This is a genomic window from Pseudomonas sp. PDM01 (assembly GCF_014852325.1).
Classification (GTDB): Bacteria; Pseudomonadota; Gammaproteobacteria; order Pseudomonadales; family Pseudomonadaceae; genus Aquipseudomonas; species Aquipseudomonas migulae.
The window spans coordinates 693,407-719,607 of sequence record NZ_JACVBK010000001.1; the positions used below are offsets into that span (position 1 = coordinate 693,407).

General features: G+C 57.6%; 21 protein-coding genes. 12 read left to right on the forward strand and 9 right to left on the reverse strand.

Annotated features, from left to right (window positions below):
• Positions 1-34 precede the first annotated feature (34 nt).
• From IB246_RS03200 to IB246_RS03210, 3 genes are read left to right on the forward strand one after another with little or no spacing between them, the layout of a single operon-like run.
• Positions 35-1,129, forward strand: coding sequence for an AI-2E family transporter (locus tag IB246_RS03200; protein ID WP_008041498.1), 1,095 nt, complete (start codon positions 35-37; stop codon positions 1,127-1,129).
• Positions 1,126-1,857, forward strand: coding sequence for a hypothetical protein (locus IB246_RS03205; RefSeq protein WP_008041501.1), 732 nt, complete (start codon positions 1,126-1,128; stop codon positions 1,855-1,857). The genes IB246_RS03200 and IB246_RS03205 overlap by 4 nt, the downstream gene beginning before the upstream one ends.
• Positions 1,858-1,878: 21 nt before the next feature.
• Positions 1,879-2,343, forward strand: coding sequence for a MaoC family dehydratase (locus tag IB246_RS03210; RefSeq protein ID WP_008026361.1), 465 nt, complete (start codon positions 1,879-1,881; stop codon positions 2,341-2,343).
• Between the two features lie 103 nt (positions 2,344-2,446).
• Here IB246_RS03210 and gfa read toward each other — a convergent pair whose 3' ends face one another.
• Positions 2,447-3,025 (reverse strand): S-(hydroxymethyl)glutathione synthase, encoded by a 579-nt coding sequence (gene gfa / locus IB246_RS03215; RefSeq protein WP_008026381.1) that lies wholly within the window; start codon positions 3,023-3,025, stop codon positions 2,447-2,449.
• Between the two features lie 153 nt (positions 3,026-3,178).
• On the reverse strand, positions 3,179-4,801 hold the full coding sequence (locus IB246_RS03220; RefSeq protein WP_008041503.1) for a methyl-accepting chemotaxis protein: 1,623 nt from the start codon (positions 4,799-4,801) through the stop codon (positions 3,179-3,181).
• Positions 4,802-5,097: 296 nt separating this feature from the next.
• Between IB246_RS03220 and IB246_RS03225 the strand changes: the two genes are divergently transcribed.
• Complete coding sequence (locus IB246_RS03225) at positions 5,098-6,885, forward strand: SulP family inorganic anion transporter (RefSeq protein WP_008041504.1); 1,788 nt, start codon at positions 5,098-5,100, stop codon at positions 6,883-6,885.
• A 54-nt stretch (positions 6,886-6,939) separates the two neighbouring features.
• On the opposite strand, the gene IB246_RS03230 is transcribed toward IB246_RS03225, so the two are convergent.
• The 5 genes from IB246_RS03230 to IB246_RS03250 all read right to left on the reverse strand — a co-directional run bounded on the left by IB246_RS03230 (position 6,940) and on the right by IB246_RS03250 (position 13,202).
• Positions 6,940-8,976 (reverse strand): LTA synthase family protein, encoded by a 2,037-nt coding sequence (locus tag IB246_RS03230; protein ID WP_008041505.1) that lies wholly within the window; start codon positions 8,974-8,976, stop codon positions 6,940-6,942.
• A 32-nt stretch (positions 8,977-9,008) separates the two neighbouring features.
• Positions 9,009-9,623, reverse strand: coding sequence for a hypothetical protein (locus IB246_RS03235; protein ID WP_008041506.1), 615 nt, complete (start codon positions 9,621-9,623; stop codon positions 9,009-9,011).
• The gene (locus IB246_RS03240; RefSeq protein ID WP_008041507.1) at positions 9,620-10,918 is read right to left on the reverse strand and encodes a sialidase family protein; all 1,299 of its coding nucleotides are present in this window, start codon (positions 10,916-10,918) and stop codon (positions 9,620-9,622) included. The genes IB246_RS03235 and IB246_RS03240 overlap by 4 nt, the downstream gene beginning before the upstream one ends.
• Positions 10,919-11,225: 307 nt before the next feature.
• Positions 11,226-12,128: a universal stress protein gene (locus IB246_RS03245; protein ID WP_008041508.1), complete on the reverse strand. Its 903-nt coding sequence runs from the start codon at positions 12,126-12,128 to the stop codon at positions 11,226-11,228.
• A gap of 183 nt (positions 12,129-12,311) precedes the next feature.
• Positions 12,312-13,202: a LysR family transcriptional regulator gene (locus IB246_RS03250; protein ID WP_032832639.1), complete on the reverse strand. Its 891-nt coding sequence runs from the start codon at positions 13,200-13,202 to the stop codon at positions 12,312-12,314.
• 167 nt (positions 13,203-13,369) lie between these two features.
• Between IB246_RS03250 and IB246_RS03255 the strand changes: the two genes are divergently transcribed.
• The 5 genes from IB246_RS03255 to IB246_RS03275 all read left to right on the forward strand — a co-directional run bounded on the left by IB246_RS03255 (position 13,370) and on the right by IB246_RS03275 (position 20,373).
• A complete protein-coding gene (locus tag IB246_RS03255) occupies positions 13,370-14,452 on the forward strand; it encodes a 4-oxalomesaconate tautomerase (RefSeq protein ID WP_008041511.1) in 1,083 nt (360 codons plus the stop codon).
• Between the two features lie 44 nt (positions 14,453-14,496).
• On the forward strand, positions 14,497-15,828 hold the full coding sequence (locus tag IB246_RS03260; RefSeq protein ID WP_032832640.1) for a dicarboxylate/amino acid:cation symporter: 1,332 nt from the start codon (positions 14,497-14,499) through the stop codon (positions 15,826-15,828).
• 141 nt (positions 15,829-15,969) lie between these two features.
• Entirely contained in the window at positions 15,970-17,274 is a 1,305-nt protein-coding gene (locus IB246_RS03265) for a CitMHS family transporter (protein WP_008041516.1), read from the forward strand.
• 91 nt (positions 17,275-17,365) lie between these two features.
• Entirely contained in the window at positions 17,366-18,619 is a 1,254-nt protein-coding gene (locus tag IB246_RS03270; protein ID WP_008041519.1) for an OprD family porin, read from the forward strand.
• 80 nt (positions 18,620-18,699) lie between these two features.
• On the forward strand, positions 18,700-20,373 hold the full coding sequence (locus IB246_RS03275) for a methyl-accepting chemotaxis protein (protein ID WP_008041521.1): 1,674 nt from the start codon (positions 18,700-18,702) through the stop codon (positions 20,371-20,373).
• A 49-nt stretch (positions 20,374-20,422) separates the two neighbouring features.
• Here IB246_RS03275 and IB246_RS03280 read toward each other — a convergent pair whose 3' ends face one another.
• Positions 20,423-21,289: a patatin-like phospholipase family protein gene (locus IB246_RS03280; RefSeq protein ID WP_008041522.1), complete on the reverse strand. Its 867-nt coding sequence runs from the start codon at positions 21,287-21,289 to the stop codon at positions 20,423-20,425.
• Between the two features lie 428 nt (positions 21,290-21,717).
• Between IB246_RS03280 and gabP the strand changes: the two genes are divergently transcribed.
• From gabP to IB246_RS03295, 3 genes are all read left to right on the forward strand, one after another.
• On the forward strand, positions 21,718-23,124 hold the full coding sequence (gene gabP, locus IB246_RS03285) for a GABA permease (RefSeq protein WP_008041523.1): 1,407 nt from the start codon (positions 21,718-21,720) through the stop codon (positions 23,122-23,124).
• 109 nt (positions 23,125-23,233) lie between these two features.
• Positions 23,234-24,319, forward strand: coding sequence for a GlxA family transcriptional regulator (locus IB246_RS03290; RefSeq protein ID WP_008041524.1), 1,086 nt, complete (start codon positions 23,234-23,236; stop codon positions 24,317-24,319).
• 94 nt (positions 24,320-24,413) lie between these two features.
• The gene (locus tag IB246_RS03295; protein ID WP_008041525.1) at positions 24,414-24,701 is read left to right on the forward strand and encodes a hypothetical protein; all 288 of its coding nucleotides are present in this window, start codon (positions 24,414-24,416) and stop codon (positions 24,699-24,701) included.
• A 72-nt stretch (positions 24,702-24,773) separates the two neighbouring features.
• Here the strand turns inward: IB246_RS03295 and IB246_RS03300 are convergent, their stop codons facing one another.
• Entirely contained in the window at positions 24,774-26,036 is a 1,263-nt protein-coding gene (locus IB246_RS03300) for a serine hydrolase domain-containing protein (protein WP_008041527.1), read from the reverse strand.
• Between the last annotated feature and the right edge of the window lie 165 nt (positions 26,037-26,201).

Here is a 26,201-nt window from a genome sequence, read left to right on the forward strand (position 1 = left end):
GATCCCGTACCGTTGCAGTGATCAGGAGGCCTCCATGGAGCCCACTTCGTTCTCCGAAAAAACGCTGACGCGCACGCTGCTCGATGTCCTTATCCGGGCTGGGTTGATCGCGGTTCTGGTGCTGTTCTGCTTTGAAATCTTCAGCCCGTTCCGTGACCTGATGCTGTGGTCGCTGATCCTGGCGATTACCCTTTACCCGTTGCAGGCGCGTCTGAAAGGGCCCTTGGGACAGAATGACGGGCGCATTGCGACGCTGATTATCCTGATCGCCATCGTCATCCTGGTGTTGCCGATTTACTTTCTGGGCACCTCGATAGCCGACTCGGTCGACCGTGTGATGGAAGTGGTCAAGGGCGGCGACTTTCACCTGCCACCACCCGCCGAATCCATTGCCAGTTGGCCATTGGTGGGGCAGCCGCTGTTTGACTTGTGGCTTGAAGCCTCAACCAATCTTCCCGACCTGACCGCCAAATACCTCCCGCAGATCAAGCACTTCAGCCTGTCCCTTTTGAGCAAATTGGCCGGCGTCGGCATGGGTTTCCTGACCTTCATTTTCGCCTTGATCATCGCCGGTATTTTCATGGCCTATGGCGAGAGCGGCAGTCGCAGCGCGGTGCAGATTGCCTCGCGGGTCAGCGACCCGGCCAAAGGACCGAAAATTGCCGCGCTGTGCACCGCAACGATCCGTGCGGTCGCGCTGGGCGTGGTCGGGATCGCGTTCATCCAGATGCTGCTGGTGGGGCTCGGGTTTGTCTTCAAGGGCATTCCCGGCGCCGGTTTGCTGGCCCTTGGGGTGCTGTTGCTCGGCATCATGCAATTGCCGGCGACGCTGATCACGGTTCCGGTGATTGCCTTTGTGTTCGCCACCGAAGGCGCCAACACCGTGACGATCGTGTTCGCCATCTTCGTCTTCGTTGCCGGCCTGGTGGACAACGTGCTCAAACCGCTGCTGCTGGGGCGCGGTGTTGATGTGCCGATGCCGGTGGTGCTGATCGGCGCGCTTGGCGGGATGGTCACCAGCGGCATCATCGGGTTGTTCATCGGTCCGGTGGTGCTGGCGGTCGGGTATCAATTATTCTGGCAATGGGTTCGGGATCAGCCTTCGGAGGGAGGAGGGCCGCCACTATGAATGCACCGGGTGATGAACTGCTCAATCGCGTACTGATCGCCCATGGTGGTCTGGAGCGCTGGAGCAGTTTCAACCAGGTACACGCAACTATCGTGACCGGGGGGTCGCTCTGGGCCATGAAAGGGCTGACCCAGGACAGCGCGCCACGGCAGATGACCGTCTGGCTGCATGAGCAGCGGGCCTCGGTGACGCCCTTTGGTGGGGCCGACCAATTCACCGCCTACACCCCGGATCGAATCGCCATCGAAAATACCGCCGGCAAGGTAATCGCCGAGCGATCGAAACCCAGAGAATCCTTTCGCGACCATGGGGAAAACAGTCCCTGGGATCCCTTGCACCGAGCGTACTTCAACGGTTACGCGCTTTGGTCGTACCTGACCATGCCTTTCCAGTTCACCTGGCCGGGTGTCGTGACCGAGGAAGTCGAGCCCTGGCACGAGGGCTCGGAGCGCTGGCGTCGTTTGCGGGTGACCTTCCCCGAGACAATCGCCACGCACTGCGCGGTGCAGGATTTCTACTTCGGTGCAGACTTTCTGTTACGTCGTCACGACTACAACGTGGATGTCAGCGGTGGCCTGGCTGCCGCGCAGTACGTTCATGGCTATGTAGAAACCGACGGCTTGCGCATGCCCGGCAAGCGGCGCGCCTATCGACGCAAGGCCGACGGCCAGGCGGATGAGCACGCCTTGCTGGTGGCGATCGATCTCAGCGACATCGGCTATTCGTAATGCACTGCGGAGGAATGAATCATGACCCTGCATGCCTGGGAAAAACTCTACCTCGATGACCTGAGTCTGGGTCAGGAGTTTGAAAGCGACCCTGTTCGCGTCCATCAAGAAGCGATGTTGGCGTTTGCTCGCGAATACGACCCGCAACCTTTCCATTTGAGTGCCGAAGAGGCCGAGTTGAGTCTGTTCGGCGGTCTGGCGGCCAGCGGCTGGAACACTGCGGCCCTGACCATGAAGATGCTCGTGGCCAGCGTCCCCCTGGCGGACGGCATCATTGGCCTGGGCATCGAGCTGAGCTGGCCGACACCGACTTATCCGGATGACGTGTTACGCCTGTTCAGCAAGGTGCAGGCCATCGAACCGTCAGCCTCCAAACCGGATCGGGGCGTGGTGACGCTGTTCATGGAAACGCTGAATCAGAATGACAAGGTGGTGCAGCGTGCAACCGGGAAGCTGCTGGTATTCAGGAAACCCCCAGAGGATTGAAGCGCTGCCGGCGTTTGCCATTTCTCGACGTCGCTGACGACAGATCCCCAAACAAGCTGCCCGGGGGCCGCGGTCCGGCGAAGAAACCGCGGCGACCGATCAATCAGGCGGCAGGCAGCAGGCCTTTCTGTTTGGCGACATGAGTCGCCATTGCGTCCATCAAATCCGGGGACAGGCAGTCATAGGGTTCCAGGCCGATAGAGCGCAGGCGCTCACGGATGGCTTTCATTTGCGCTGGCGGTGTGCCGGTTTCGATGATGGAGGACACGAACGCCGCGAAGCCTGGTGCAGCCCAGCCTCGTTGGGGAGATAGCTCGGTGTGGACGAAGTCCAGGCCATAAAACGGATGGTCCTTGTTCTCGATGCGCCCAAAGAGATGGGCGTGGCACTGCTTGCAGGCATGTCGCTGGATGGTGGCTTTTTCGTCGACAATGGCCAGTTTTTCGCCGTGGGCAGTGACGCTGACCTTGTCCCGAGGCACCACGGCAATGACGGCGAATATCGCGTTTTGCGGTTTCCAGCATTTGCTGCAGCCGCACGCGTGGTTATGCAGGGTTTGCGCGTCGATCCGGACCTCGACTTTGTCGGTCGCACACAGGCATTGCAGGGTGCCACCGGTGAAATTCGCGTCGGCGGGTTGGATACCATTGTCCAGGGCAGGATGAAGTTTCAAGGTACTCACGTTGGCGTCTCCCTTTGAGTGGGCCAGACAAACAGCGGCAGGGTGTGAGTGACGAAAGCTCGCCATTTAAATCCTAGACCATCTTCGGCAACCGGGTGCCCCCCGTCATAACCTTCAAACTGCCGTTGACTGGTTTGACGGGGGCCAGGCCTTTTAGAAGCTGAACCGCTGCAGCATGACGCCCAGCCCGTCGGACATTGCCTTGAGTTCTTGGGTTGTGCGCACGATCCCGCTTTGGGCGGTGGCGTTCTCTTCCACACTTTGCGCTACTTTCTCGACGTTGCAGGCGACCTGTTCACTGGCGGCGCGTTGTTCCTGGAGCGACACCGAAATGAAACTGACGGCCGCAAGGGATTCGTCCAGCACACCCTTGATCCTGCCCATGGAATGGCCCGCGCTTTCGACCAGTTTCTGACCATGAGTCACGCGCTCGCAGCCGGCGGCCATGCTGTCTTTGGCTTTGATCATGCCGCTTTGTATGGCATTGACCAAGGCAACGATTTCCGTGGTGGATTGGGCTGTGCGGGCGGCCAGGCTGCGCACTTCATCGGCGACCACGGCGAAGCCGCGACCTTGCTCGCCCGCGCGTGCCGCTTCAATGGCGGCATTGAGGGCCAGGAGATTGGTCTGTTCGGCGATGCCCCGAATCACACCGACAATCAGGCTGATGTCGTTGGACTGAATCGCCAGTTGATCGATGTCCGATGAGCTTTGTGTCACCAGATCGGCTATCTGGCTCATTTCCTGGATGGAGGCCTGCATGACCTCCATGCCTTCGCTGGTGATTTCGCCTGCTTTCTGTGCGGTGCTCTGGGCCTGTCGAGCATTGTCGGCGATGTGAGTGATGCTGACGGAAAGCTCTTCTACCGTGGCCGCCATGGAGGAGGCTGTCTCGCTTTGCAGTGCGGCGCTGCTCAATCCTTGTTCGGAGGACGCAGACAATTGCAGCGTGGCACCCTCGATCTGCCCGGAGGCCTGGCTGATCTTTCCGATCATTTCACTCAGGCTGTGGCGCATCGCCTGGACGGAGTGCAGCACCCCCGTCGACTGTTGCTGATCAAACTGTGTAGCGGCGAGTTTCCCTTGGGCGATGTTCGAACTGATGGCCGCCAGTTCTGCCGGTTCGGCACCGAGCTGGCGGCTCAACAGGCGGGAGAACAAGACCGTGTAGGCCACGCCCGCGATCAGGGCCAATGCCAGAATCAACAGGCTGAGCTGGAGACTGGAGGTATAGGCGCTCTGGTTCTGTTCGAACTGGTTCTTGGCCTCCACCAGTTGAACTTCGATCAACTCGGAAAACTTGGCTGACAAGGGATCGATCAGTGGATACAGCTGATCTGTCGCGAAACGCGCGAGACCGGCCGCGTCGTTCTGGCGCAGCAGGCCCTGCAAGTTTTGCAATGGACCGTGGGTCGCTTCCATCAGCGGGTCGATTTGCGCGATCAAACGGGTTTCTGCGGGGATCAGTTCTGTTGATTTGTACGCGCGCCACGTCTGATCGATTTCCCTCTGCGCTTGCTCTATCCGGGTCAATGATTCAGCGTTGGTGAAGTTGCCATTGCGTGCCTTGTGGGTGGCGTCGACGATGTCCACGGCGTACAGGTCGGCGATTTTTTTCAAGTCCCGCAGCGGCACGACCCGATCGAGGTACACAGTCTCCAGACTGCGTACAGCGGATTGCATTCCCAAGAGTCCAAGCCCGCCGACACACAACAAACCCAGGAGCAAAGTGCTGGTAAGCACTAGCAGATGAGTCCTGATTTTCCAGCTTCCCATAGTCCGTAATTCCTGAGTCAGCTAATAGATGGCGATCAAGAGGTCAGCGTAAGGTGCAATAAAGGCACATTGGCATCATTGGCTGAGACTCAGGAGAAAAAACATCGTGTGATCGGCGAGAATTTATGAATTTGCGACACGGGGAGACACGCTATTGGCGTCGGTGCGGTCGACGATGAGTGTGCAGGTTGCCTGGTCCATCGTTGAATTTTTCACTCATTACTGAGCAAGATCGCAGACTTGACCCAGAATGAATCTACCGCACGCCGTTTGTTATCCTTGAGGGCTCAAGTCCCATGAGCGATTCGGATGCTCCGCCACCCGCTCCCGAACCGGGCCGGATTACGCACAGGCATACTGGCGATCAAACCGGCTTGAGCCGTTGGCTGCCGGGGCTGCGGACGTTGAGCCGCTACAAGATGACATGGTTGCGGCGCGACATTGTGGCCGGACTCGTGCTCACCACCATGCTGGTGCCCGTCGGCATCGCCTACGCGGTGGCGTCGGGGGTGCCCGGCATTTATGGCCTTTACGCGACCATCGTTCCATTGCTCGCTTATGCGTTGTTCGGCCCCAGCCGAATCCTGGTGCTGGGGCCGGATTCCTCATTGGCAGCCATCATTCTCGCCGTAGTCTTGCCGCTGTCCGGCGGTGATCCGCATCGGGCGATCGCCCTTGCCGGCATGATGGCGATTGTCTCGGGGGTGGTGTGCATTCTGGCGGGTGTCGCACGGCTGGGCTTTGTCACCGAACTGCTATCCAAACCGATCCGCTATGGCTACATGAACGGCATCGCACTGACGGTATTGATCAGTCAGCTACCCAAGTTTTTCGGCTTTTCGATTGAATCCGACGGACCGCTGCGCAACCTGTGGGCCATTACCACCTCGGTGATGGATGGGAAAACCAACTGGACCACCTTCATGATCGGTGCAGCCACCGTGGCGGTCATCTTGTTGCTCAAGGACAAAAAACGCGTGCCGGGGATTCTGATCGCCGTGGCAGGCGCCACCATCGCCGTTGGCGTGCTTGACCTTACAACCCACAATGTCGCGGTCCTCGGTTCGCTGCCCCAAGGCTTGCCGGCGTTTGCCATCCCTTGGATCAGTCGCGCCGATATCGTTCCTGTAGTGATCGGAGGTTGCGCCGTTGCGCTTGTCTCGTTCGCCGACACCAGTGTGCTCTCGCGCGTTTATGCGGCGCGGACCAAGACCTATGTCGACCCAAACCAGGAGATGGTAGGGCTCGGCGTCGCCAACCTTGCCGGCGGTTTGTTCCAGGGGTTTCCAATCAGCAGCAGTTCGTCACGCACGCCTGTGGCCGAGGCGGCGGGGGCCCAAACCCAACTTGCCGGCGTGGTTGGAGCACTGTCTGTTGCCTTATTGCTGGTGTATGCCCCGGATTTGCTGAAAAACCTGCCCACCAGCGCACTGGCGGCGGTGGTCATCGCTTCGGCTATCGGCCTGATCGAGGTCGCCGACCTGCGACGGATCTATCGTATCCAGCGCTGGGAATTCTGGTTATCGATCGTTTGTACGCTCGGTGTGGCCGTATTCGGCGCCATCGAGGGCATTGGCCTGGCCATCGTTGTCGCGGTGATCGAGTTTCTATGGGATGGCTGGCGGCCGTATTCTGCGGTGTTGGGTCGCGCCAAAGGCGTCCAGGGCTATCACGACATCACGCGTTATCCGGATGCGCGCCTTATTCCCGGCCTGGTGCTGTTTCGCTGGGATGCGCCGTTGTTTTTTGCCAACGCAGAACTGTTCCATGACCGAGTGCTGGACGCCGTGGCGACATCACCCACGCCGGTTCGTTGGCTGGTGGTAGCAGCCGAACCGGTCACCAGCGTGGATGTGACTTCCGCCGACATGCTGGCTGAACTGGACCAAACCTTGAACGAGGCTGGCATCACGTTGTGCGTGGCCGAGATGAAGGACCCTGTCAAAGACAAGTTGAAGCGCTTCGGACTATTCGAGCGGTTTGGCGAAGCTGCGTTTTTTCCGACTTTAGGCGTCGCTGTCAGCAGCTATCTCAAGGTCCATCCCGAGGAATGGAGGGAAGGGCAGGATGAGGATCGCGATTAGACAATAGTGCCGGCACGCTATCGGGGTCGGCGCGGCAGCCGACCCCGATCCCGGTTACTTGCGCACGTTCTGGTACAACATCAACCTGGACGTTTCATGCATGCCGCGGGTCAGTTGCACCAGGCGCTTGAACTCTTCAGGGTTTTGCCCGGCTACGTTGTCCAGCGGCGTCGCTGAGGCCAGATCGTGCAGCGTCGGCGAGCTGCCGTCGTGCTCCATCTGCACCATGTAGTGTTGAGTGACGCCTGCAATCAACGGGAACGTACCTTCACGCAACACCAACGGCACTACGCGTTCACCCTCGGGCGCAGGCTGCTGGATGTCACGCCCCAGGCCGCTGTTGCGAAACTCAAGGCCGGCCATGCCCGCCACGGTTGGCAGCAAGTCCACCAGGCCGACAGCTTCCTTGACGGTCCGCGTGCCGAGCAGACCCGGTGCATGGATGATCATGGGCACCGCGTTACTTTCCAGACCCAGTTGCTCATAAGCCGGTGCCAGGAAAGGGATCTGGGCGATACGGGTGTTGTGGTCGCCAAACAGCACGAAAATGGTGTTGTCGTAGTAACCGCCTGCTTTGGCAATTTCCATCAAGCGTCCGATGTTGAAGTCCAGCAGGCGCACGGCGTTGTACTGCTCGACACTGCGCGATCCCGCAGCCTGAACTTCAGCGAGGGTAGGGTGCTTGACCTCGAATCCGTCATTGCTCTTGGGAATCGTGAAGGGACGATGGTTACCGGCCGTCTGCACATAGGCAAAGAACGGTTTGTCCTTGGGCAGCGCTTGCAGGATCTTGTCGGTTTCCTTGAACAGATCCAGATCTGAAATCCCCCAGACATCCACCACCGGGGATTTCCAGTCCCGCTCTTCGAACAAACGAACCCCGTCGATACTTTGCCGGATCAAGGCATTCATGTTGGCCCAACCGGAGTTGCCGCCAATGGTGTAGATCTTCTCGTAACCGGTGAAGGCATTGATCAATGTGTGCTGTTTGGTGATCAGCGGATTACGCGTCGCGGTTTCCTGTCGAGTGACGTCTGGAACCCCGCTAATGCTGGCCCAAACGGTTTTTGCGGTCCCGGTGACCGGAACATAGAAGTGCTCGAAGAACCAGCTCTGCGTGGCCAGTCGATCGATATTGGGTGTCGGATTGATCGGGTTGCCATAGGCACCGACGGCACTGGTACCCAGCGACTCGAGCATGACAAACATCACGTTCGGCGCCCGAGTGCTCGATACCTTGTAGGGTTGTGGCGCCTGATGACGGACGAAATTCAGGGTTTGCGGATCGGGCTGGTCCACGCCCAGGTACTTGGCAATCACGGCGTAGTGTTCACGCACTTGCGCTTCGTCATAACGCGACTGGCCGACCTTGACCGTGTCGTAGAGGAAAATCACCGGGTTCAAGCCCAGCGCAGCGACCTGGTTATTGCCGGAGAAGAACGCATCGCTCCAGCGCAACGGGACAGGGTTTTCCAGGTTCATGTTCTCGACACGTCCCAAAATACCCAACAGCACCAACACGACCATCAACGCGCTACCCCATGTAACGGAGAGCGGGTGAATGGCTTTACGGGGGCGGTCCAGCGTCACGCGTTCCAGGCGCACCAGGGCCAACGTCACCAGGGCGACCGTTGCCAGCCACCCCAGTGAAATCCAGATAACCGGGTAGGTTTGCCAAACCATGTCACGGGATATTTGCGCGTCGTCTATGAAGCGCAGCACGGTGGCATTGATCCGTACGCCCAGATAGGCGTAATGGCCAAAATCGACGATATAGATCAGCAGCAGGGCGCCCAGGGCGACTGACAGATACACGCGTGCCAATCGGCGAAGCAGGCGGCTGCTGACAAGATTCCAACGGGGAATCCAGGCCAGCAACGCCAGTGGCAACATCACCAGGATGGCCAAACGCAGATCGAAACGAAAGCCGATGCCGAGGGTTTCCAGGACGGCATGATCGTCGCTCAATGCTCGGGCGTCGAAACCGGAGAAGCCGAAAAAGAACACCACCCGCAGCAATGCAAACAGCACAAACACAATCGCTGTCGCGCCTAGCCAATAATGCAAACGTCTCGATTGCAGCCAACCCATCCCTGTACCCCTGTTAAAAATGTCGTTGAATCTCAAATGGATCCGGAGTCTTTCACTGAGCCAAACCGCGTGTTCAGCCAACCGTACGTCCAGCGCGCCGCGAGCATCAGCAGTGCCGCGCAGCAATACAGCCCCAGCAGCGGATCAACCAGGTAATCCCAATAGTTGTGCGAAGGTTTTACCCCTGCGATGAAGGCCAGGGTCGCGCTGGCCAGCATCACGACGGCCAGGTAGCTGCGCAGGTAAAACAGACCTGCCGTGAGCAGAGCGAAGAAAATCAGCATCGGGCGCGGGCTGAAGCCAAACCGGTAAGGGTCCAGATGACTCAACCCCAGCGTTGCCGGATACAACGCCAGCGCCAGCGCAGCGAAGATAATCAATACGCGGGTTTTATCCTGCTGCGCAGCCGGCAGGAAACCCAGTCGACGCAAACAGCCCCACGCCATGAACACCAAGGTTGTCATCGCAAGGTCATCAATGTGGCTGCGCAGGTAAGCCGCCAAGGACAAGCCGTCCAGCGGTATAAAGCTGGCGGCCAGCAATGCAACCAACAGCACGATCTGCGCGGCCCTTTTCAAGCCGAAAGAAGGCAGCAACAGAAAGATGATCATTGTGAAACTGAGATGCGCTTGCCAAAGGTTGATCATTTGGCACGCTCCGACAGCCATGCATCGTTGAAGGTGACGTGCTTGATGAAGGTGTTGTTCCAGGAGTAAACCAGGTGATACATCCCGTCGGGACTGCGGATGAAGTACGGGTATTCATATTCGAAACTGCAGGCTTGTTCCTTGCAGACCCGGCTGTCCAGGTTGTTCAGGAACTGCGCTTCCAGCGGTTGGCGAAGTGCGCCACTGGATCCGCGAAACTCTCTGCCGATGATTTCCTTGTAGGCCTCGGGTGAAAACGTATCGCCCTCTGGATCAGGCGATTTGTCGAGGTCCCGCAGTGAGCGCCAATCGTCCATTTTTGCGTCGGTGCCATAGAGACTCAGTTTGAAGCGCCCCTCTTGCAAGTCATTGAGTGCCACCAGCAGCCCATGTTCGGGCGTCGCTATGGCCGCCAACGAGGAATTGGGATTCGAGGGATCGAGCGGGTAAGGCTCGCTCCAGGTTTGCCCGGCGTCTTCAGTGCGGGTCGCCAGTACTCGATGGTGGGTGTTGCCGGCATAACGCAGCAAGGCGATGCCGCGCTGTCCATCCAGCGGAACGACTGTGGGTTGCAATGAGTTATTGCCATGGCTGATGCGGAATTTATCGATCACCTCACCGTCTGCGCTCAAGTACAGGTACTCGGAAAACTTGCCCAGAAATTCGTGGTAGACCGGTAAACCGATGGAACCGTCGGCATGAAACACCGGGGCCGACCGTACCAGGGTGCTGATATTCAAGAAGGGCGAGGTGATCAATTGGCGCGGCGCTGACCATTGGCGTCCATAGTCTTCAGAGACCATTACATTAACCGCACTACCGGCCCAGCCCCCCATGGACACGGACACGTAGAACAACCAGAGCCGGTTATCCGGTGCGAGTGCAACGACCGGGTTACCCAGTTTTCGAATGTATTTACCAGTGCCCAGTTGGGTCGACTGTCGAGTCGCCAATACCTGTTCCGCACCCCATTCGCCGGTTTGCGCGTCGAAGCGGGCAGAGCGCACCTGTACGTCGGCTGCGCCTTCACGCGTACCCGCGAACCAGACGGTCATCAGGCTACCGTCAGGCAAGGCGGTTACCGCTGAGGAATGCACGAAGTCCACCAGCCCGGACGAGGCAAAACGGCTGGTATAAATGGGTTTGGCTACTTGCTCAGCCACAGCCCTCACCGGGTTCATCAGGGCAAAGGAAGAATGCACAGGGGCAGGGTGGGTGAACCATGCGGCCGCAAACAGGCAGGAAAGTGCAACATAAGCCAAGAAGGCAGGGAGGGAGGGTAGGTGGATGCGCATAATCGAGGCTGTGCATCTTATGGCCGATTCAGGCAGCTCAACCTATCACTTGTAGTAGCAGACTCGGGCTTTAGCGAGCTGCTGCTTTGTAAGCAAATGTTTATGGCGCGATATTCGGGCCTTGAAATTATAAAAACATATTATTTATCAATAGCTTAAAGATGTTTGTAGGCGCCAGGCCGTTAATCGAAAAACTGCTCTTGAAGGCGGAAGAATAGACTGAAATTCACAAAAACCCATTCAGCGAGCCGAGCGTCGCGGCCTGTTCGGCCGCCAACGCTGCCGTCGTGCACTGAAAGCCGATCCGTTACTGATCTACCTGCGCCTTAATTGCCAAAACATTGCAGGGCACCTTATACAACACGTGCTCTGTAGTACTGCCAATCAGCTTGTGCAGCCCTTTACGGTGCGTATCGCCCATGATGATCACATCGGCTCGGGTGTGGGCCGCGAAGTCGGACATCACTTTGGTGGGCGGCCCTTCAATGAAATGTTGTCGTTCAGAGGGCACGCGGTAGTTTTCAGCCAGCGTAATGAAGGACTTGTTCAGTGACCGACGTACATCGGTACTGAAGCCCGGCATCGTCACGGCGCCGGCACCGGCGTCAGAGATATGTGTCAGCGATGGATCGAAGGCGTGCAGCAGGTGCAGCTCTGCATCGCACTGCATGGCCATCCGCTGCGCAGCCACGATGATCCGGTCATTGAGGTCGTTGATCTGGTGCTCTGGATGCGACAAATCCACTGCCGCCACAATCACCCGCGGAAGTGGACACCTGACTTCGCTGACCAGATGAACAGCAACCGGGCAATCGCGCAGCAGATGCCAATCCAGAGGCGTGACGAATACGCGTTTGAGTGCTGATTCGTGGTGTACGTCCTTGATAACCAGGTCCGGTTGCAAGTCTTTCACATGCTGAAGGATTTCTTGAAGTACGTCCCGAGCCAATACAACTTCGGTGGTCACCGCAATGCCATTGCCACGTATCAGTTGGGCTTCATCTTGCAGCCACTTCTGGTTCTCTTGCTGACAGATTTCGCGAAATTGCTCATTCCCGCTCATCAACCCCAAGATGTCGACGTCTTCAATGAACACCGCGATATGCAGCACTGCGCCAGTGGCTTTGGCTAGTGCAACTGCCCGCTCCATCGCCGGCGTGTGACGCATGGTTGGACCGACAATCAGAAAGAGGCGTTGATATTGGCTCATGTCGCACCTCCAGCATTCCGGGTTATCCGTTGGTTTTTGCCAGCACTCTCATCCTCTACGCCATTGGCGACCTCTACGGCCTCAACTTCCTGGATCGCCAATACCAATATACGCCTGCATTCAGTGAGCGCGCGCGGGACGAGTTGCCCTATGCACTTATTAAAGCAGGCAGGACGAGAGGGGTCATTGCTCCCACTGTTCCAGCAGTATCGAGACGAATTTTTCCGCTGCCGGAGAGAGTGAGGCGCCTCTTCGGTAAACCAGTCCCAGCGATCGGTTCACGACAGGCTCTATCAAGGGGACGCTCACCAAGGTTGGATGATCCACCGCCGGCATTGCGAGGCTCGGCATTGCCGAAACGCCTAGGCCAGCTTCTACCAGGCCCAGCGAAGTAGACAGGTGTTGTACCTCATAGAACCACTGTGGACGCCAGCTCAAGCCCGACAAAGCGTGGTCCAGCAACATGCGGTTGCCGCTCAGGCGACCGACCCCGATAAGGCGGTAATTGCTCAGTTCAGACCAGGTGACCGAACTGCGCCCGGCCAGCTCATGATCGCGTCGACACGCCAAAACAAATGGCTCGTTGACCAACGGCACAAACTCAATGTCCGGGTGCTGGCCGCTCATCATGTTGATGCCAAAGTCGGCTTCGCCACGCAGAACCGCCTCCAGTCCTTCGTTCGCACTGAGATCAAGCAAACGAATGCGGATTTGTGGATAGCGTTCGTTGTAGAGGCGGATGACCGAAGGGAGGAAGTAGAAGGCTGCGGTGGGGATGCAGGCGAGGGTGACACGGCCGCTCTGCCGCTCCGCCAGCTCGCGGATGTTTAGTATCGAGTCGTCGAAGTCATCCAGTAAGCGTCGTGCCTTGGGCAGGAAGTCTCGCCCAACGCTGGTGAGGCTTACCCTTCTTGTCGTGCGATCAAGAAGCGCTGTTCCCAATCCCTCTTCAAGCTTTTTCATTCTCCGACTCAACGCAGGTTGAGAGAGATGCAATGCATCGGCAGCCTCGTGGAAGCTTCCAAGTTCCGCGATCTTCACGAAAGATCGGATGTCATTGAGCTCATAATTCACTTTTTTTATCTCAGCAGACGAGCGTTATTCAGCCAATTCATCCTAGATTCATCATGCGTCAAACGCAATAATCAGGCTGATATTTGCATTGGAAACAATTTTTAAAGCCTGCGACTCTTGCTCACAAGACATCAATAACCCCCATTGATCAACAAGAGTCAGTATTCATGCAACGAATTCCCTGTGTGCTAATGCGCGGTGGTACTTCCAAGGGCCCGGTATTTCTCGCCTGGGATCTACCTGTTGCGATCGAAGACCGTGATGAGCTGCTGCTCAACCTTATGGGTTCTGGCCATGAGCTGGAAATTGACGGCATCGGTGGCGGTAGTCCACAAACCAGCAAGGTGGCGATCGTCAGCCCGTCGCTGCATCCTGACGCGGATGTTGACTACCTGTTCGTTCAAGTCATGGTCTCCCAGCGTCGAGTCGACACTGCGCCCAATTGCGGCAACATGCTTTGCGCCGTTGGCCCGTTCGCCATCGAACAGGGGCTGGTAAAAGGCACCAAAGACCTGACCCGTGTGCGTATTCGCAACCTCAACACGGGGACTTTTGTGAACGCCGAGGTACAGACCCCGGGTGGAAAGGTCAGCTATGAAGGCGACACCGCCATCGATGGTGTGCCGGGTACCGCCGCTCCTGTACAACTGACCTTCCTGGATGCGGCGGGCAGCAAGACGGGCAAGCTTTTCCCGACTGGGCAAACGCAGGATCTGATCGACGGTATTGCAGTGACCTGCATCGACATGGCGATGCCGATGATGATCGTCGAAGCCGGCCAGCTGGGTAAGCGCGGTGATGAAAGTCCTGCTGAGCTGGATTCCGACAAAGAATTTCTGCGCCGCCTGGAGGCCTTGCGACTGCAAGCTGGCCTGGCAATGGGCTTGGGTGATGTCAGCGACAAAGTGATCCCCAAGCCTGTACTGGTTTCACCGGCCAAGGCTGGCGGCACGATCCAGGTGCGCTACTTCATGCCACACAATTGCCACCGGGCCTTGGCGATCACCGGTTCCATCGGCCTGGCCACTGCTTGTGTCACTGAAGGCAGTGTGGTCGCGCAATTGCTCGGCGGGGTTAGCGAGCCGCGCTTGCAGCAAGTACGCATTGAACACCCTAGTGGTGGAATAGATGTCGTATTGTCCTACACCGGCGCTCAGGGTGAGACCATTCGTGCTTCGGTAGTGCGTACATCGCGCAGGCTGTTTTCCGGTTTTGTCTACGCCGCGGCTTCCCAACGACTCGCCGGATAACGTCCCCTAGTCATTGCCGTTTTTGCATCAGCACAATTCTAAAAATGGGTGATGCCATGAAAGTTGTAAAATCGCTCTACTTTCAGATTCTCTGCGCCGTGCTGTTGGGCGTACTGGTCGGACATTTTTGGTCGCAGCAGGCCATCGCCTTGAAGCCGCTGGGTGATGCCTTCATCAAGCTGATCAAGATGATGATCGCTCCGGTGGTGTTCTGCACCATCGTCACCGGTATCGCCGGTATGAGCGATAAACGCTCCCTCGGACGCCTGTTGAGCAAGACCATGCTGCTGTTCCTGGCGTTGACCGTGATCAGCCTGATTATTGGCCTGGTGTCGGTCTACCTGTTCAAACCCGGTGTGGGCATGAACATCGACCCCACCCAGTTGAGCACCAAGGGCTTGTCGCAGTACACCGATTCGGCCGCGAAGCTGGGAGTGGTCGAGTTTTTCATGCACATCATCCCCGACACGTTCATCGGTGCCTTCAATAAAGGTGAAGTACTGCCGGTGTTGTTCATCGCGGTGCTTTGCGGTTTTGCGCTGTCGGCCATAGGCGAGCGTGGCAAGCCGGTACTGGATGTACTGGAATCCGCCTCGCACATGGTGTTCAAGATCTTCTCCTACCTGATGCGCTTCGCTCCGATCGGTGCCTTTGGCGCCTTGGCCTTCACCGTGGGCCAGTACGGTATTACATCGCTGGGCTCGTTGGCCAAGCTGATCATGACGCTGTACGTCGCCTGCGCCTTCTTCGTCTTTGTGGTGCTGGGGAGCATCTGCCGGGCGAATGGCTTCAGTCTGTGGAAGTTGCTGCGCTACTTCCGCGAAGAATTCCTGGTGGTGCTCGGGACTTCCTCCACCGAGCCGGTGATGCCTCGGATGCTGGAAAAGCTGCAAGCCCTGGGTTGCAAGAAAGGCGTGGTGGGGCTGGTGTTGCCAACGGGTTACTCGTTCAACCTCGACGGTACGGCCATCTACCTCTCGCTGGCAGCGGTGTTCATTGCTCAGGCCTGCAACATCGAACTGAGCCTGACACAGACCGTGACCATGCTGGCAATCATGCTGTTGTCCTCCAAGGGTGCAGCGGGCGTCACCGGTGCCGGTTTTGTCGCGCTGGCTTCGACGCTGACAGTGATCCATGACATTCCCTTGGCCGGCCTTGCCTTGCTGATCGGTATCGACCGTTTCATGTCGGAAGCCCGGGCTTTGACCAGCCTGGCAAGCAACGCCGTGGCTACCGTGGTGATGTCCATCTCGGAGAACGCCTGTGATCGCGAAACACTGATGCGGACTCTGGACGGCAAACCTTCGCCTACCGCACCCCCAGCCCAAGTCCAGAACCCCGACTGGGATGGCCTGAAGGTCACCGAACACGCTTGACCGTTCGCGGCTGAATCCAGCCCCCTTAAATACCTCAATGAATAACTCCCGCCAGGCACCGTTGATCGTGCCGTCTGGCGGGGACGGGGTCGCGCGCCTGTGCGTCGGCCACGCTACTCATAAGAACAAGAGAACTGACCTATGCTCGCATTGCTTGGATTGGCCATGGTGGTGGTCTTCACCGTCCTGATAATGACCAAACGGTTATCGCCGATTGTCGCGCTGACGGTGGTGCCGATTGTGTTTGCCGTCATTGGCGGTTTCGGTGGCACTACCGGCAAGATGATGCTCGACGGCTTGAAAATGGTCGCTCCTTCGGCCGCGCTCCTGCTGTTCGCGATCTTGTTTTTCGGCTTGATGATCGACGCCGGTCTGTTTGACCCGCTGATTCGCAAGATCCTCAAACGTGTCAACGGCGACCCGATGAAAATCGCTGTCGGCACAGCGTTGCTGTCGCTGCTGGTGGCCCTGGACGGTGATGGCACCACCACCTACATGATCACCTGTGCGGCAATGCTGCCCCTGTACAAACGTATCGGGATGAACCCGATGATTCTGGCGACCATCGCCATGCTTTCTCTGAGCATCATGAGTGGCATGACGCCTTGGGGAGGGCCGGCGACCCGAGCGATCGCGGCGCTGGGCCTGGATGCCGGTGAATACTTCGTACCGTTGCTGCCGACCATGATTGGCGGCGCCATGTGGGTGGTGTTCACCGCGTTTCTGCTGGGCCGTGCCGAGCGCAAACGGATCGGCAATATCCAGTTGGAAAGCGGCGGGGGAGATTGCTACATCAAGGCGATTCTTGAAGACACGCCACACAAGCGACCGAAACTGGCCTACGTCAATCTGCTGTTGGTGATCGCGGTGATGGTCGCATTGGTGATGGGGATCATGCATTCCGCGATCCTGTTCCTGATCGGCTTTGTACTGGCGCTGATGATCAACTACCCGCAACTGGATATTCAGAAGGAACGCATCCTCGCCCATTCGGGCAACGCCATGACCGTCGTACTGTTGGTGTTTGCCGCCGGCATCTTTGCCGGGATTTTCTCCGGCACCAAGATGGTCGACTCCCTGGCGCAAACCCTGGTTGACTGGATTCCGCCGTCTTGGGGGCATCTGTTCCCGCTGGTGGTGGCGATTACCAGCATGCCGCTGACATTCGTCCTGTCCAACGATGCTTATTACTTCGGCGTAGTGCCCATTCTGGCAAATGCCGCTGCGGCGTATGGCATTGATCCGGTGGAAATCGCCCGCGCGTCGATTCTCGGGCAGCCAGTACACCTGATGAGTCCGCTGGTCGCCTCAACCCTGTTGCTGGTGGGGATGGTCGATCGCGATATCGGCGACTTCCAGAAAGCCACCGTCAAATGGGCGGTGCTCACTTCACTGGTCATCACCGCGCTAGCCCTGCTGACCGGGGCGATCAGTCTCTTCACCTGATTCACCCAAGCCACCTGTTTTCTCCCAAGGCGCCTCGCTAGCGAGGCGCGCGCTGTTCTGCACCCCAAATAACAACAATGAGTAGTTTTCCATGACCACTTTGCATACCCAACGAGCGCTGTTTTCACTTCTTGGTTTGTTGCCGCTGGCCAGTGCCAGCGCAGAAGGATTTATCGATGACAGCAAGCTCAAGCTGCAATTACGCAACGTCTATTTCAATGAAAACTTCCGTGACGAGCATGGCTTGAGTGCCAAGTCGGCAAGGACGGCGAAGAGCGAACGAACCGAATGGGCCCAGGGATTTCTGTTGGATTACCAGTCGGGATTTACCCCCGGCACCCTCGGGTTTGGTGTTGATGCCCTTGGCCTGGTCGGGGTCAAGCTCGACTCCGGCCGTGGCCGCAGCGGTACGGGTTTGCTGCCCGTCCATGATGACGGTCGTGCGGCAGACGAGTTTGCAAGCCTGGGTTTGACTGCCAAGGCCCAACTGACCAAGACCACGGTCAAATACGGCACCTTGTTACCCAAGACTCCGGTGCTGATCTACAACGATGCGCGTCTGTTGCCGCAAACGTACCAAGGCACACAGATCAGTAGCGTCGACATCGAAAACCTCACCCTCACCGGGGGCTACCTGGATCGATTCAAACTGCGCGATTCCACCGACAGCATGCCGATTGTGCCCGACGGTTACGGTGGAGATAAATCAGGGGACTTCAGCTATGCAGGGGCCGAATACAAGCTGGGGAAGAGCGTTCGTTTGAGTTACTTCTACGGTGAGCTGGAAAACTTTTACCGTCAGAATTTTGCAGGTATCCAGCACGATCTACCCTTGGGCGGCGGCGTGCTGACCAGTGACTTGCGCTACTTCAACAGTGTCGATACCGGCTCGGCCTACGGTGGCAAGATCGACAACAACATGCTGAGCGGGCAACTGTCCTACGCCATTTCCGGCCATACATTCGGCGGCGGCTACCAGACCCTCAGCGGTGATGCAGGGTTGCCCTTTATCAGCGGCGCAACGGTGTACTCGTTCAGCAACGCCGGGATAGGCAAGTTCATCGAGGAAGATGAAAAAACCTGGATGCTTAATTATGGCTATAACTTTGCCGCCCTCGGCGTGCCGGGCCTGACGTTCTCTACTCGCTATCTGAGCGGCAACGACGGTAAGTCCAACACCACGGTAAAAGAGTGGGAACGTGACGCCGAACTGGCTTATGTCGTGCAACAAGGCACCTTCAAAGGCTTGGGTGTGCGGTTGCGCAACTATGTTTATCGCTCTGATTATTCCCGTGGCCGAGACAGCAACCGGATCTACTTTACCTACGACATCGCGCTCTGGTGATTCCCTGATCGCGGCCTCGCGATATTCGCAGGCCGCCTTTTCAGCTTCGGCCTCACAGGATTGGGTGAAGGATTTCAACGATGTCGTTTAAAACCAAAATACTGTTGCTGACCTTGCTTCCGGTGATGTTGTTTGCCCTGGTTTCAGGGTTGAGCACCCGCGGCACTTTGCAGTCCCAGGCCGAGCAAGAAGTCGCTCAGACCCGCGAGCGACTGCTTGAAGAGAGCCGCACTCGGCTGAAGGATTACGCGAGCATTGCTCGCACTTCCATAGCCGGACTTTATGATCGGGCTGCTGCCGGGGATCCGTCCAGTCGAGCCTTGGCGATCAGCCGCCTGTCGAAAATGAAGTATGGCGATGACGGCTATTTCATCGGTTATGACAGCCAGGTTGTACGCCTGTTTCGCGGTGACAGCAGCGAAGGCGTCGGCACCAACATGAGTGATCGCAAAGACATCAACGGGAAATACCTGAACCGCGAAATGGTCGCTGCGGCAAAAAATGAGACTCACTTCGTCACCTATTCAGGAGGGCTGGTCAACACCGATAAGGTGGTGGCGAAGCTCGCGTACAGTTTTTATTTGCCCAAGTGGGACATGGTCGTGGTCACGGCGATCAATCTGGACAGTATCGACGTTCAGGTCGCCAAGGTGCGGGCTGATGTTGATGCGCGGGTGCACAGCTTGATGTTCAGCATCGCCATCATTGCTTGTGTGCTGGTTGGCATTATCGGTGTGTTGGCTTTACTGCTGGTCAAGCGCAGTTTGCGTCCCTTGACCCTGATCCGGGCCCACCTTGATGAAATCGCTGCGGGCGAGGGCGATCTGACGCGGCGTCTGCCGGTGGTCAGTCGAGATGAGCTGGGGCAACTTGCCGGTTCGTTCAATGCGTTTATCGATCAGATTCACAGCCTCGTCAGCCAGATCGTCGCCATGAGCGAGCAGTTGAATGGATCTGTGAGCCATGTGGCCGAGCAGAGCAGGCATATTGACCGTGCCATGGATAAGCAGCGCCAGGAAACCGACCAGGTGGCCGCGGCGATAAATGAGATGTCATCGGCGGCGCAAGAAGTATCGGCCAGCGCACAAAACGCTGCCGACGCAGCCGTCGAAACTGACAGGCAGTCCCGGCACGCGAGGCAAATCGTCAATGGCAGCATGACTCGAATTCAGGCGCTCACCGTGGAGCTTGATGAGAGTGGTATCTCCATGAAGAGCCTTCAAAACGATGTGACTTCTATCGTCACCGTGCTGGATGTGATCCGCTCGATTGCCGAGCAGACCAATCTCCTGGCACTCAATGCGGCTATCGAAGCCGCTCGTGCCGGTGCTGCCGGGCGAGGGTTTGCGGTGGTTGCCGATGAAGTGCGCGCGTTGGCCAGTCGTACTCAGCGCAGCACCCAGGAAATCCAGGCGATGGTCGAGCGTCTCAAGGGCACGACTGATGGCGTGGTCAGTGCGATGCATCAATCCACCAAAGCGGCTCAAGGCGCTAACGCTCAGGCCGATCAGGCGGGCGAGTTCCTGGGCAACACTGTCGAACTGATCGCGACCATCAACGCGATGAACGCACAAATCGCGAGCGCTGCGGAGGAACAGACTTCGGTGGCTGAAGAGATCAACCGCGGGGTGCATCAGATCGCGCGGGCCATTGATTCCGTTGCCAACCAGACCAAGAGCGGGGTCAAGACCGTCGATGAGCTGTATATGATCGGTAATCGTCTACAAACCTTGCTCGGACAGTTCAAAATTTGATGCCGAGGGAGCAGGGCGGTTAGACAGGGCGACAGGTCATTCACATCACTCAATGCTCATGGGCATGTGAATGGAGGGTCAGGGCGCCCGGTACCTTGGTGCGCTCGAGCCCCCCACGTTCCAGCCACCGAAGGGTCTGCACATAGGCACGCTGCAGCAAAGACTCGGTCTGGTCAAAGTTGAACACCGAGACATCCACAGGACACAACGGCGGGACGATGTGCAAGCTGGTGACAGCGCGGAAGTGTTCGATGTCGCTCACCAGTTGACGCATGCTCATCAGGTTGACGGTGTGCAAGGCCAAGGCGACCAGGCCCCGGGGCGGTTGTGTCAGGGCGCAACTCACGCCGGTGGGGATGACCACAACGTTGGTGGCTCCCAAGGCTACTGCTGTCGAAATGGGTGTATTGCTTGCCACGCCTCCATCAACCAGAAACTGGTCGGCGATTTGCACGCAGGGAAACACCAGCGGGATGGCAGCGCTGGCCAGTAACGCCTGCTCAAGGTTGCCACTGGACAGAACCGTCTCGGCACCACTGAGCAGATCGGTGGTGACGATATGCAAAGGCAGCGTTGCCTCCTCAATGCGATGAATGGGAAGTGCCTGCCCCAGCAATCGGTGTAACGCCGACGGCTGCAATAAAAAGCCACGCCGCTTGATCAGTCCTTTGCAGGTGTCGATCCAGGAGAGAGGAAAGATGTCAGTTTTACTCAGCCCACGCCAAAATCCGGCGAGCGCCTCGACGCCCTCGGAATCGGGCCTTGCGGCAAAGTAGGCACCGTTGATAGCGCCAACCGAAGCGCCGACGACCATGTCGAATCGAACATCGGCCTCGACCAGGGCCCGCAACATTCCCACCTGCACCGCACCCAAACTGCCGCCGCCAGCGAATACGATTGCGGTTTTGGTGACCATGGTCGAAGTCTCTGTGCGGAGATGTATCGAATGAGTGTAGCTGACGAGGTGGCGCTGAATTCCGTGAAGGCAGACTACGGAGTCATCCTCTCCAACCGATGCGCCTGCACCGGTTGGATGGAACGTGCCTATAGAAGAGGGATCAGCTGTTGGCTACCTTCGTCGAGGTAGTAAACCGGTAATGGATTGTCACGCTGGCGCATGTCGATATCAGACTCACAGGTGGCGCGCTCGGGCTACTTGCGTTGAAGACTGGACGCGTAAGGTGACGCGTCATTTCATGGCTGTGCAGTCACGATGACTGATGGGAAATGCTCAGAAGCGTTGAGGTTCGCCGCTTTCGAAAAGGGGCAACAGGAAGAAATGATGATCGCCTGACCCTCAGTCAGCACGCTCTAACGTCGATCACCAGAGAACAAAAAAAAACAATGAATAGCCTGAACTCTAAAGATTCGAACGGTCAGTTGGCACAGGGTTTCAAGCCGCGCCATGTCACTATGCTTTCCATCGCGGGGATTATCGGAGCAGGTTTGTTTGTCGGGTCGGGACATGCCATCGCTGCCGCCGGTCCGGCGGTATTGCTGGCGTATCTGTTCTCCGGCCTTTTAGTCGTTCTGGTCATGCGCATGCTGGGCGAAATGGCGGTTGCCAACCCGGACACCGGATCCTTCTCCACCTATGCAGACCAGGCCATCGGGCGTTGGGCGGGCTTCACCATCGGCTGGCTGTATTGGTGGTTCTGGGTGCTGGTGATTCCCATCGAGGCGCTTGCGGCCGGGCATGTATTGAACCAATGGTTCCCACAGATCGATACCTGGTTGTTTGCTTTGCTATCGATCATTCTGCTGGTCGTGACCAATCTCTTCAGCGTGTCCAAATACGGCGAGTTCGAATTCTGGTTTGCGATGGCCAAGGTCGTGGCGATCATAGGGTTTATCGGCCTTGGTTTTGCGGTGCTGATGGGGTGGATTCCCGAGCGGGAAGCCAGCGGGTTGAGTCGACTCATGGACGAACATGGCGGGTTTGCGCCCAACGGTTTGTCAGCGGTCGTCGGCGCATTCATCACCATCATGTTCAGCTTCATCGGTACGGAAGCGGTGACCATTGCGGCCGCCGAATCCAGCAACCCTGCGCAGAACATCGCCAAAGCCACACGCTCGGTGATCTGGCGGATCGGGGTGTTCTACTTGCTGTCCATTTTCGTGGTCATTTCCGTGGTGCCCTGGAATGATCCGTTGCTGGCGTCTGTCGGCTCTTACCAGCGGGCACTGGAGCTGATGAACATTCCCCATGCCAAGTTGCTGGTGGATGTGGTGGTGTTGATTGCCGTGGCCAGCTGCATGAACTCGTCGATCTATATTTCCTCGCGCATGTTGTTTTCGCTGGGTAAGCGCGGTGATGCACCGAAACCATTGAAGGTGACGTCGTCGGCGGGTGTGCCGAGGGCAGCGGTGATCGCCAGCACCGTGCTGGGTGCCGGGGTGACCTTGTTCAGCTACTTCATGCCCGCCGGTTTATTCCAGTTTCTGCTCGCCAGCTCTGGCGCCATTGCGTTGCTGGTGTACCTGGTTATCGCCGTGTCGCAATTGCGCATGCGCAGGATTCTGCGTCGGCAGAACGTCACGCTGACCTTCAAGATGTGGTTGTTTCCCTGGCTGACCTGGTTCGTCATCGCCTTCATCAGCGCAGCGTTGGCGGTGATGATGGTGACGCCCGAGCACCGTATGGAGGTTTCTTCGACCATCGTCCTGGCGCTGGTGATTTCCTTTATCGGCCTTGTGACCACGCGTCACCACGGGCAGCCGCAGAGGGTGGCGGCGGCGGAAAGTGCATAGCCGCTTCAGCGTAAACCTGCTTGCGATCTTATAAGTACGCGAGCAGTGGCGGGGCGGTAAAACCGCCCGCGCCACGGGCCATTACCGCTCACTGGGAGAATAATCTTCGATGGCATATGACACCCCCAGGGCCGTTTCTCCCCAAACCATTGGTTTTTTGCTGCTGGACCAATTCACTTTGATTTCTCTGGCCTCTGCTGTAGAGCCGCTACGAATGGCCAACCAGCTGACCGGTCAAGAGCTGTATCGTTGGCACACTTTCAGTTTGGGAGGCGAGCAGGTGTGGGCAAGCGACGGCATGCCGATCACTCCGGATGCGTCGATCAATAACGCACCGATGCTTGATACCGTGATTGTCTGCGGAGGCATCGGCATTCAAAGCGCCGTGACCCGGGAGCACGTTGCCTGGTTGCGAGCCCAGGCGCGACGCTCGAAGCGGATCGGGGGCGTGTGCACAGGCAGTTGGGCCTTGGCCCAGGCAGGCTTGCTCGACGGGTTCGATTGCAGCGTGCACTGGGAATTTCTGGCCGCCATGCAGGAAGCTTTTCCGCGCGTGAACCTCAGCTCCAGTTTATTCACCCTCGACCGGGACCGCTTCACCAGCTCCGGTGGAACCGCGCCAATGGACATGATGTTGCACTTGATCAGTCGCGATCATGGTCATGAACTGTCAGCGGCCATCTCCGAGATGTTTGTCTACGAGCGGATCCGCACCGAGCAGGATCACCAACGAGTGCCCCTCAAGCACATGCTCGGCACCCATCAACCGAAGTTGCAGGAAATCGTCGCCTTGATGGAGGCCAATCTGGAAGAGCCGATCGAGCTCGACGAACTGGCGAGTTATGTTGGCTTGTCCCGTCGACAGCTCGAGCGGTTGTTTCAGAAATATCTACATTCCTCGCCGTCGCGGTATTACCTCAAATTGCGCCTGATACGCGCACGTCAGTTGCTCAAGCAAACGCCGATCTCCATCGTAGAGTTGTCGGTGGTGTGCGGCTTTGTGTCCACCCCCCATTTCTCAAAGTGCTATCGCGAGTGTTTCGGCATTCCACCCAGCGATGAGCGCCTGGTGGCGCAACCGCAAGTGGCAGCAAGTCCGACTCTGCAAGTATTTCCGCCGGCAAGGCCGATGAATTTGCTGGATCAGGCGCGTGACGAGTCAACGTTCGCAAGTATCAAGATTATGAAACCCTGAACAAGCGAGCTGGCGTCATTCCAGACACCCGCAAATTAAATACCTCCCATTTCCTTAAGCACAGTGGGGCGGGCTGTGGAGCATCGTACTTTGTATGGTGCTGTACACGGGCGTCACCGGGTTGCTCGGAGCCAATTGCACGGCAAGCCTGATGAGCATGTTCCCGAGGCAGGCGGGGGCGAGTGTCGCCCTGGGTATTTCGGTGCAATTCGCCACCAGGGCGCTGGCCAGTCTGTGGGTCAGTCACCTGGCTGATGGCACTTCATGGCCCATGTGTCTGGTGGTGGGAAGCTGCGGGGTTGGCTGCCTGATTGCGTATGGCATCTCGATCCACGCGCCTGTCAATCAGGACGCCCATGCCGACACGCTAGAACAACATTAGAGAACAAATTCTGGCTGCCTTCTTCATGTATAGGCGTTTTTCCAACGCCTATACATGAACCCGAGAAACCGATTACTGAAGGGTATTGCTGATGGCGTCAAAGGCGACCATGTCGTCGATAACCTCACCACCGGTGGGTTTGGTCTGTGCTTGCCACACTACAATCACCACATTTTTGGTCGGGTTGATGTAGAGGTACTGACCAAAAGTGCCTGCAGCAGTAAAGGCTTTATCGGCCTTGGATGCATCGGTCCAGCCTGGCCACCACATGTTGGCAAAGTCACCGTAGGCCGCATCTGTGCCAGTGGTCGCGCTGGCGAAGCTCATCCAGTCTTCAGGTAGCACTTGCTGTGCACCGGCCTTGCCGCCGCTGAGGAAAAACTGGCCAAAACGCCCGTAATCTTCAAGGGTTGCACTGATGCCGCTGCCGCCCACTTCATTGCCATTGGGGCCGTCGAGCCACCATTTGGCATCGGTTTGCATGCCATAGGGAACCCAGATCTTTTCGCTCAGGTATTGCGTCAGTGGCTTGCCCACGGCGGCGCTGACCAGTTGTCCCAAGACTTGCGTTTCACCGGTGCTGTAGTTGGTGCGAGTGCCAGGAGGTGCAGCGGTAGGCAGGCTTGCCATGAACTTGAGGAGCGATCCAGGCACTTGTTCGATTCGCAGCTTGATCAACTGTCGTTCGTCTGATGTTGGATCAGTGTATTTCTCGTTCCATTTGATTCCGGAGCGCATGGACAGAATTTGACGTACGGTGACCTGGTCGTATCCGCTACCGGCCAGCGCGGGTAAATAGTGGGTGACTTTGTCATCGAGGCTTTTGATGGCGCCGTCCTGCAATGCAGCGCCCACGAGGGTAGAGGTGATAGATTTCGCCACCGACATCGACATCCAGCGGGTGCCGGCGGTATTACCTTTTTCGTATCGCTCAGTCACGATTTTACCGTCCTTGAGCACCAACAGGCCTGTTACCCGATTCAGCGCAACGTAGTCATCGAGACTGTAGCGCTTGCCTTTATAGTCAAAGGCAACCGGGCCGAGTGGCGTGCCGCTGCGCGGTAACGGGAAAGGGTGGCTGCCCGCCTTGATGGCCCGCACAGGAAACAAACGATCAGTATTGCGAAAGGTAGTGACGGCCAGGTTCTCGCTGAGATTGCCGTCATAAATGGCCTGGACTTCGCCAATCGGCTCCAGCGCAGGTTGTTGGTAGGACTTCGTGGGACCAGGAGTGGCCGCCCAGGCGGTCAACGATAGCGCGAGTGTCGAAACACACACCACCACGTGGAGATGGCTGCGCTTAACGAGCGATGGATGGCGAGGGAGCATTGGCATAAACACCTTCCTATTGTTTCTTGTTGTTTTGTCAGGGGGAAGTTTGCAAGGCGGAAATTTTTTGGGCGCGTGGGATCGGGCCTGATCACGCGCGGAATCGGGCCATGGATAAGAGGCAAGTGTCGACATTGGCTCCCAGGCCGCAGTCGCGCTGAGGAATGTGCC

What these genes read in the sequence shown, in the direction of transcription:
- IB246_RS03200 (WP_008041498.1), top strand. Translation starts at nt 35, where the DNA reads ATGGAGCCCACTTCGTTCTCCGAAAAAACGCTGACGCGCACGCTGCTC.
- IB246_RS03205 (WP_008041501.1), top strand. Translation starts at nt 1,126, where the DNA reads ATGAATGCACCGGGTGATGAACTGCTCAATCGCGTACTGATCGCCCAT.
- IB246_RS03210 (WP_008026361.1), top strand. Translation starts at nt 1,879, where the DNA reads ATGACCCTGCATGCCTGGGAAAAACTCTACCTCGATGACCTGAGTCTG.
- IB246_RS03220 (WP_008041503.1), bottom strand. Translation starts at nt 4,801, where the DNA reads ATGGGAAGCTGGAAAATCAGGACTCATCTGCTAGTGCTTACCAGCACT.
- IB246_RS03225 (WP_008041504.1), top strand. Translation starts at nt 5,098, where the DNA reads ATGAGCGATTCGGATGCTCCGCCACCCGCTCCCGAACCGGGCCGGATT.
- IB246_RS03230 (WP_008041505.1), bottom strand. Translation starts at nt 8,976, where the DNA reads ATGGGTTGGCTGCAATCGAGACGTTTGCATTATTGGCTAGGCGCGACA.
- IB246_RS03235 (WP_008041506.1), bottom strand. Translation starts at nt 9,623, where the DNA reads ATGATCAACCTTTGGCAAGCGCATCTCAGTTTCACAATGATCATCTTT.
- IB246_RS03240 (WP_008041507.1), bottom strand. Translation starts at nt 10,918, where the DNA reads ATGCGCATCCACCTACCCTCCCTCCCTGCCTTCTTGGCTTATGTTGCA.
- IB246_RS03245 (WP_008041508.1), bottom strand. Translation starts at nt 12,128, where the DNA reads ATGAGCCAATATCAACGCCTCTTTCTGATTGTCGGTCCAACCATGCGT.
- IB246_RS03255 (WP_008041511.1), top strand. Translation starts at nt 13,370, where the DNA reads ATGCAACGAATTCCCTGTGTGCTAATGCGCGGTGGTACTTCCAAGGGC.
- IB246_RS03260 (WP_032832640.1), top strand. Translation starts at nt 14,497, where the DNA reads ATGGGTGATGCCATGAAAGTTGTAAAATCGCTCTACTTTCAGATTCTC.
- IB246_RS03265 (WP_008041516.1), top strand. Translation starts at nt 15,970, where the DNA reads ATGCTCGCATTGCTTGGATTGGCCATGGTGGTGGTCTTCACCGTCCTG.
- IB246_RS03270 (WP_008041519.1), top strand. Translation starts at nt 17,366, where the DNA reads ATGACCACTTTGCATACCCAACGAGCGCTGTTTTCACTTCTTGGTTTG.
- IB246_RS03275 (WP_008041521.1), top strand. Translation starts at nt 18,700, where the DNA reads ATGTCGTTTAAAACCAAAATACTGTTGCTGACCTTGCTTCCGGTGATG.
- IB246_RS03280 (WP_008041522.1), bottom strand. Translation starts at nt 21,289, where the DNA reads ATGGTCACCAAAACCGCAATCGTATTCGCTGGCGGCGGCAGTTTGGGT.
- gabP (WP_008041523.1), top strand. Translation starts at nt 21,718, where the DNA reads ATGAATAGCCTGAACTCTAAAGATTCGAACGGTCAGTTGGCACAGGGT.
- IB246_RS03290 (WP_008041524.1), top strand. Translation starts at nt 23,234, where the DNA reads ATGGCATATGACACCCCCAGGGCCGTTTCTCCCCAAACCATTGGTTTT.
- IB246_RS03295 (WP_008041525.1), top strand. Translation starts at nt 24,414, where the DNA reads ATGGTGCTGTACACGGGCGTCACCGGGTTGCTCGGAGCCAATTGCACG.
- IB246_RS03300 (WP_008041527.1), bottom strand. Translation starts at nt 26,036, where the DNA reads ATGCCAATGCTCCCTCGCCATCCATCGCTCGTTAAGCGCAGCCATCTC.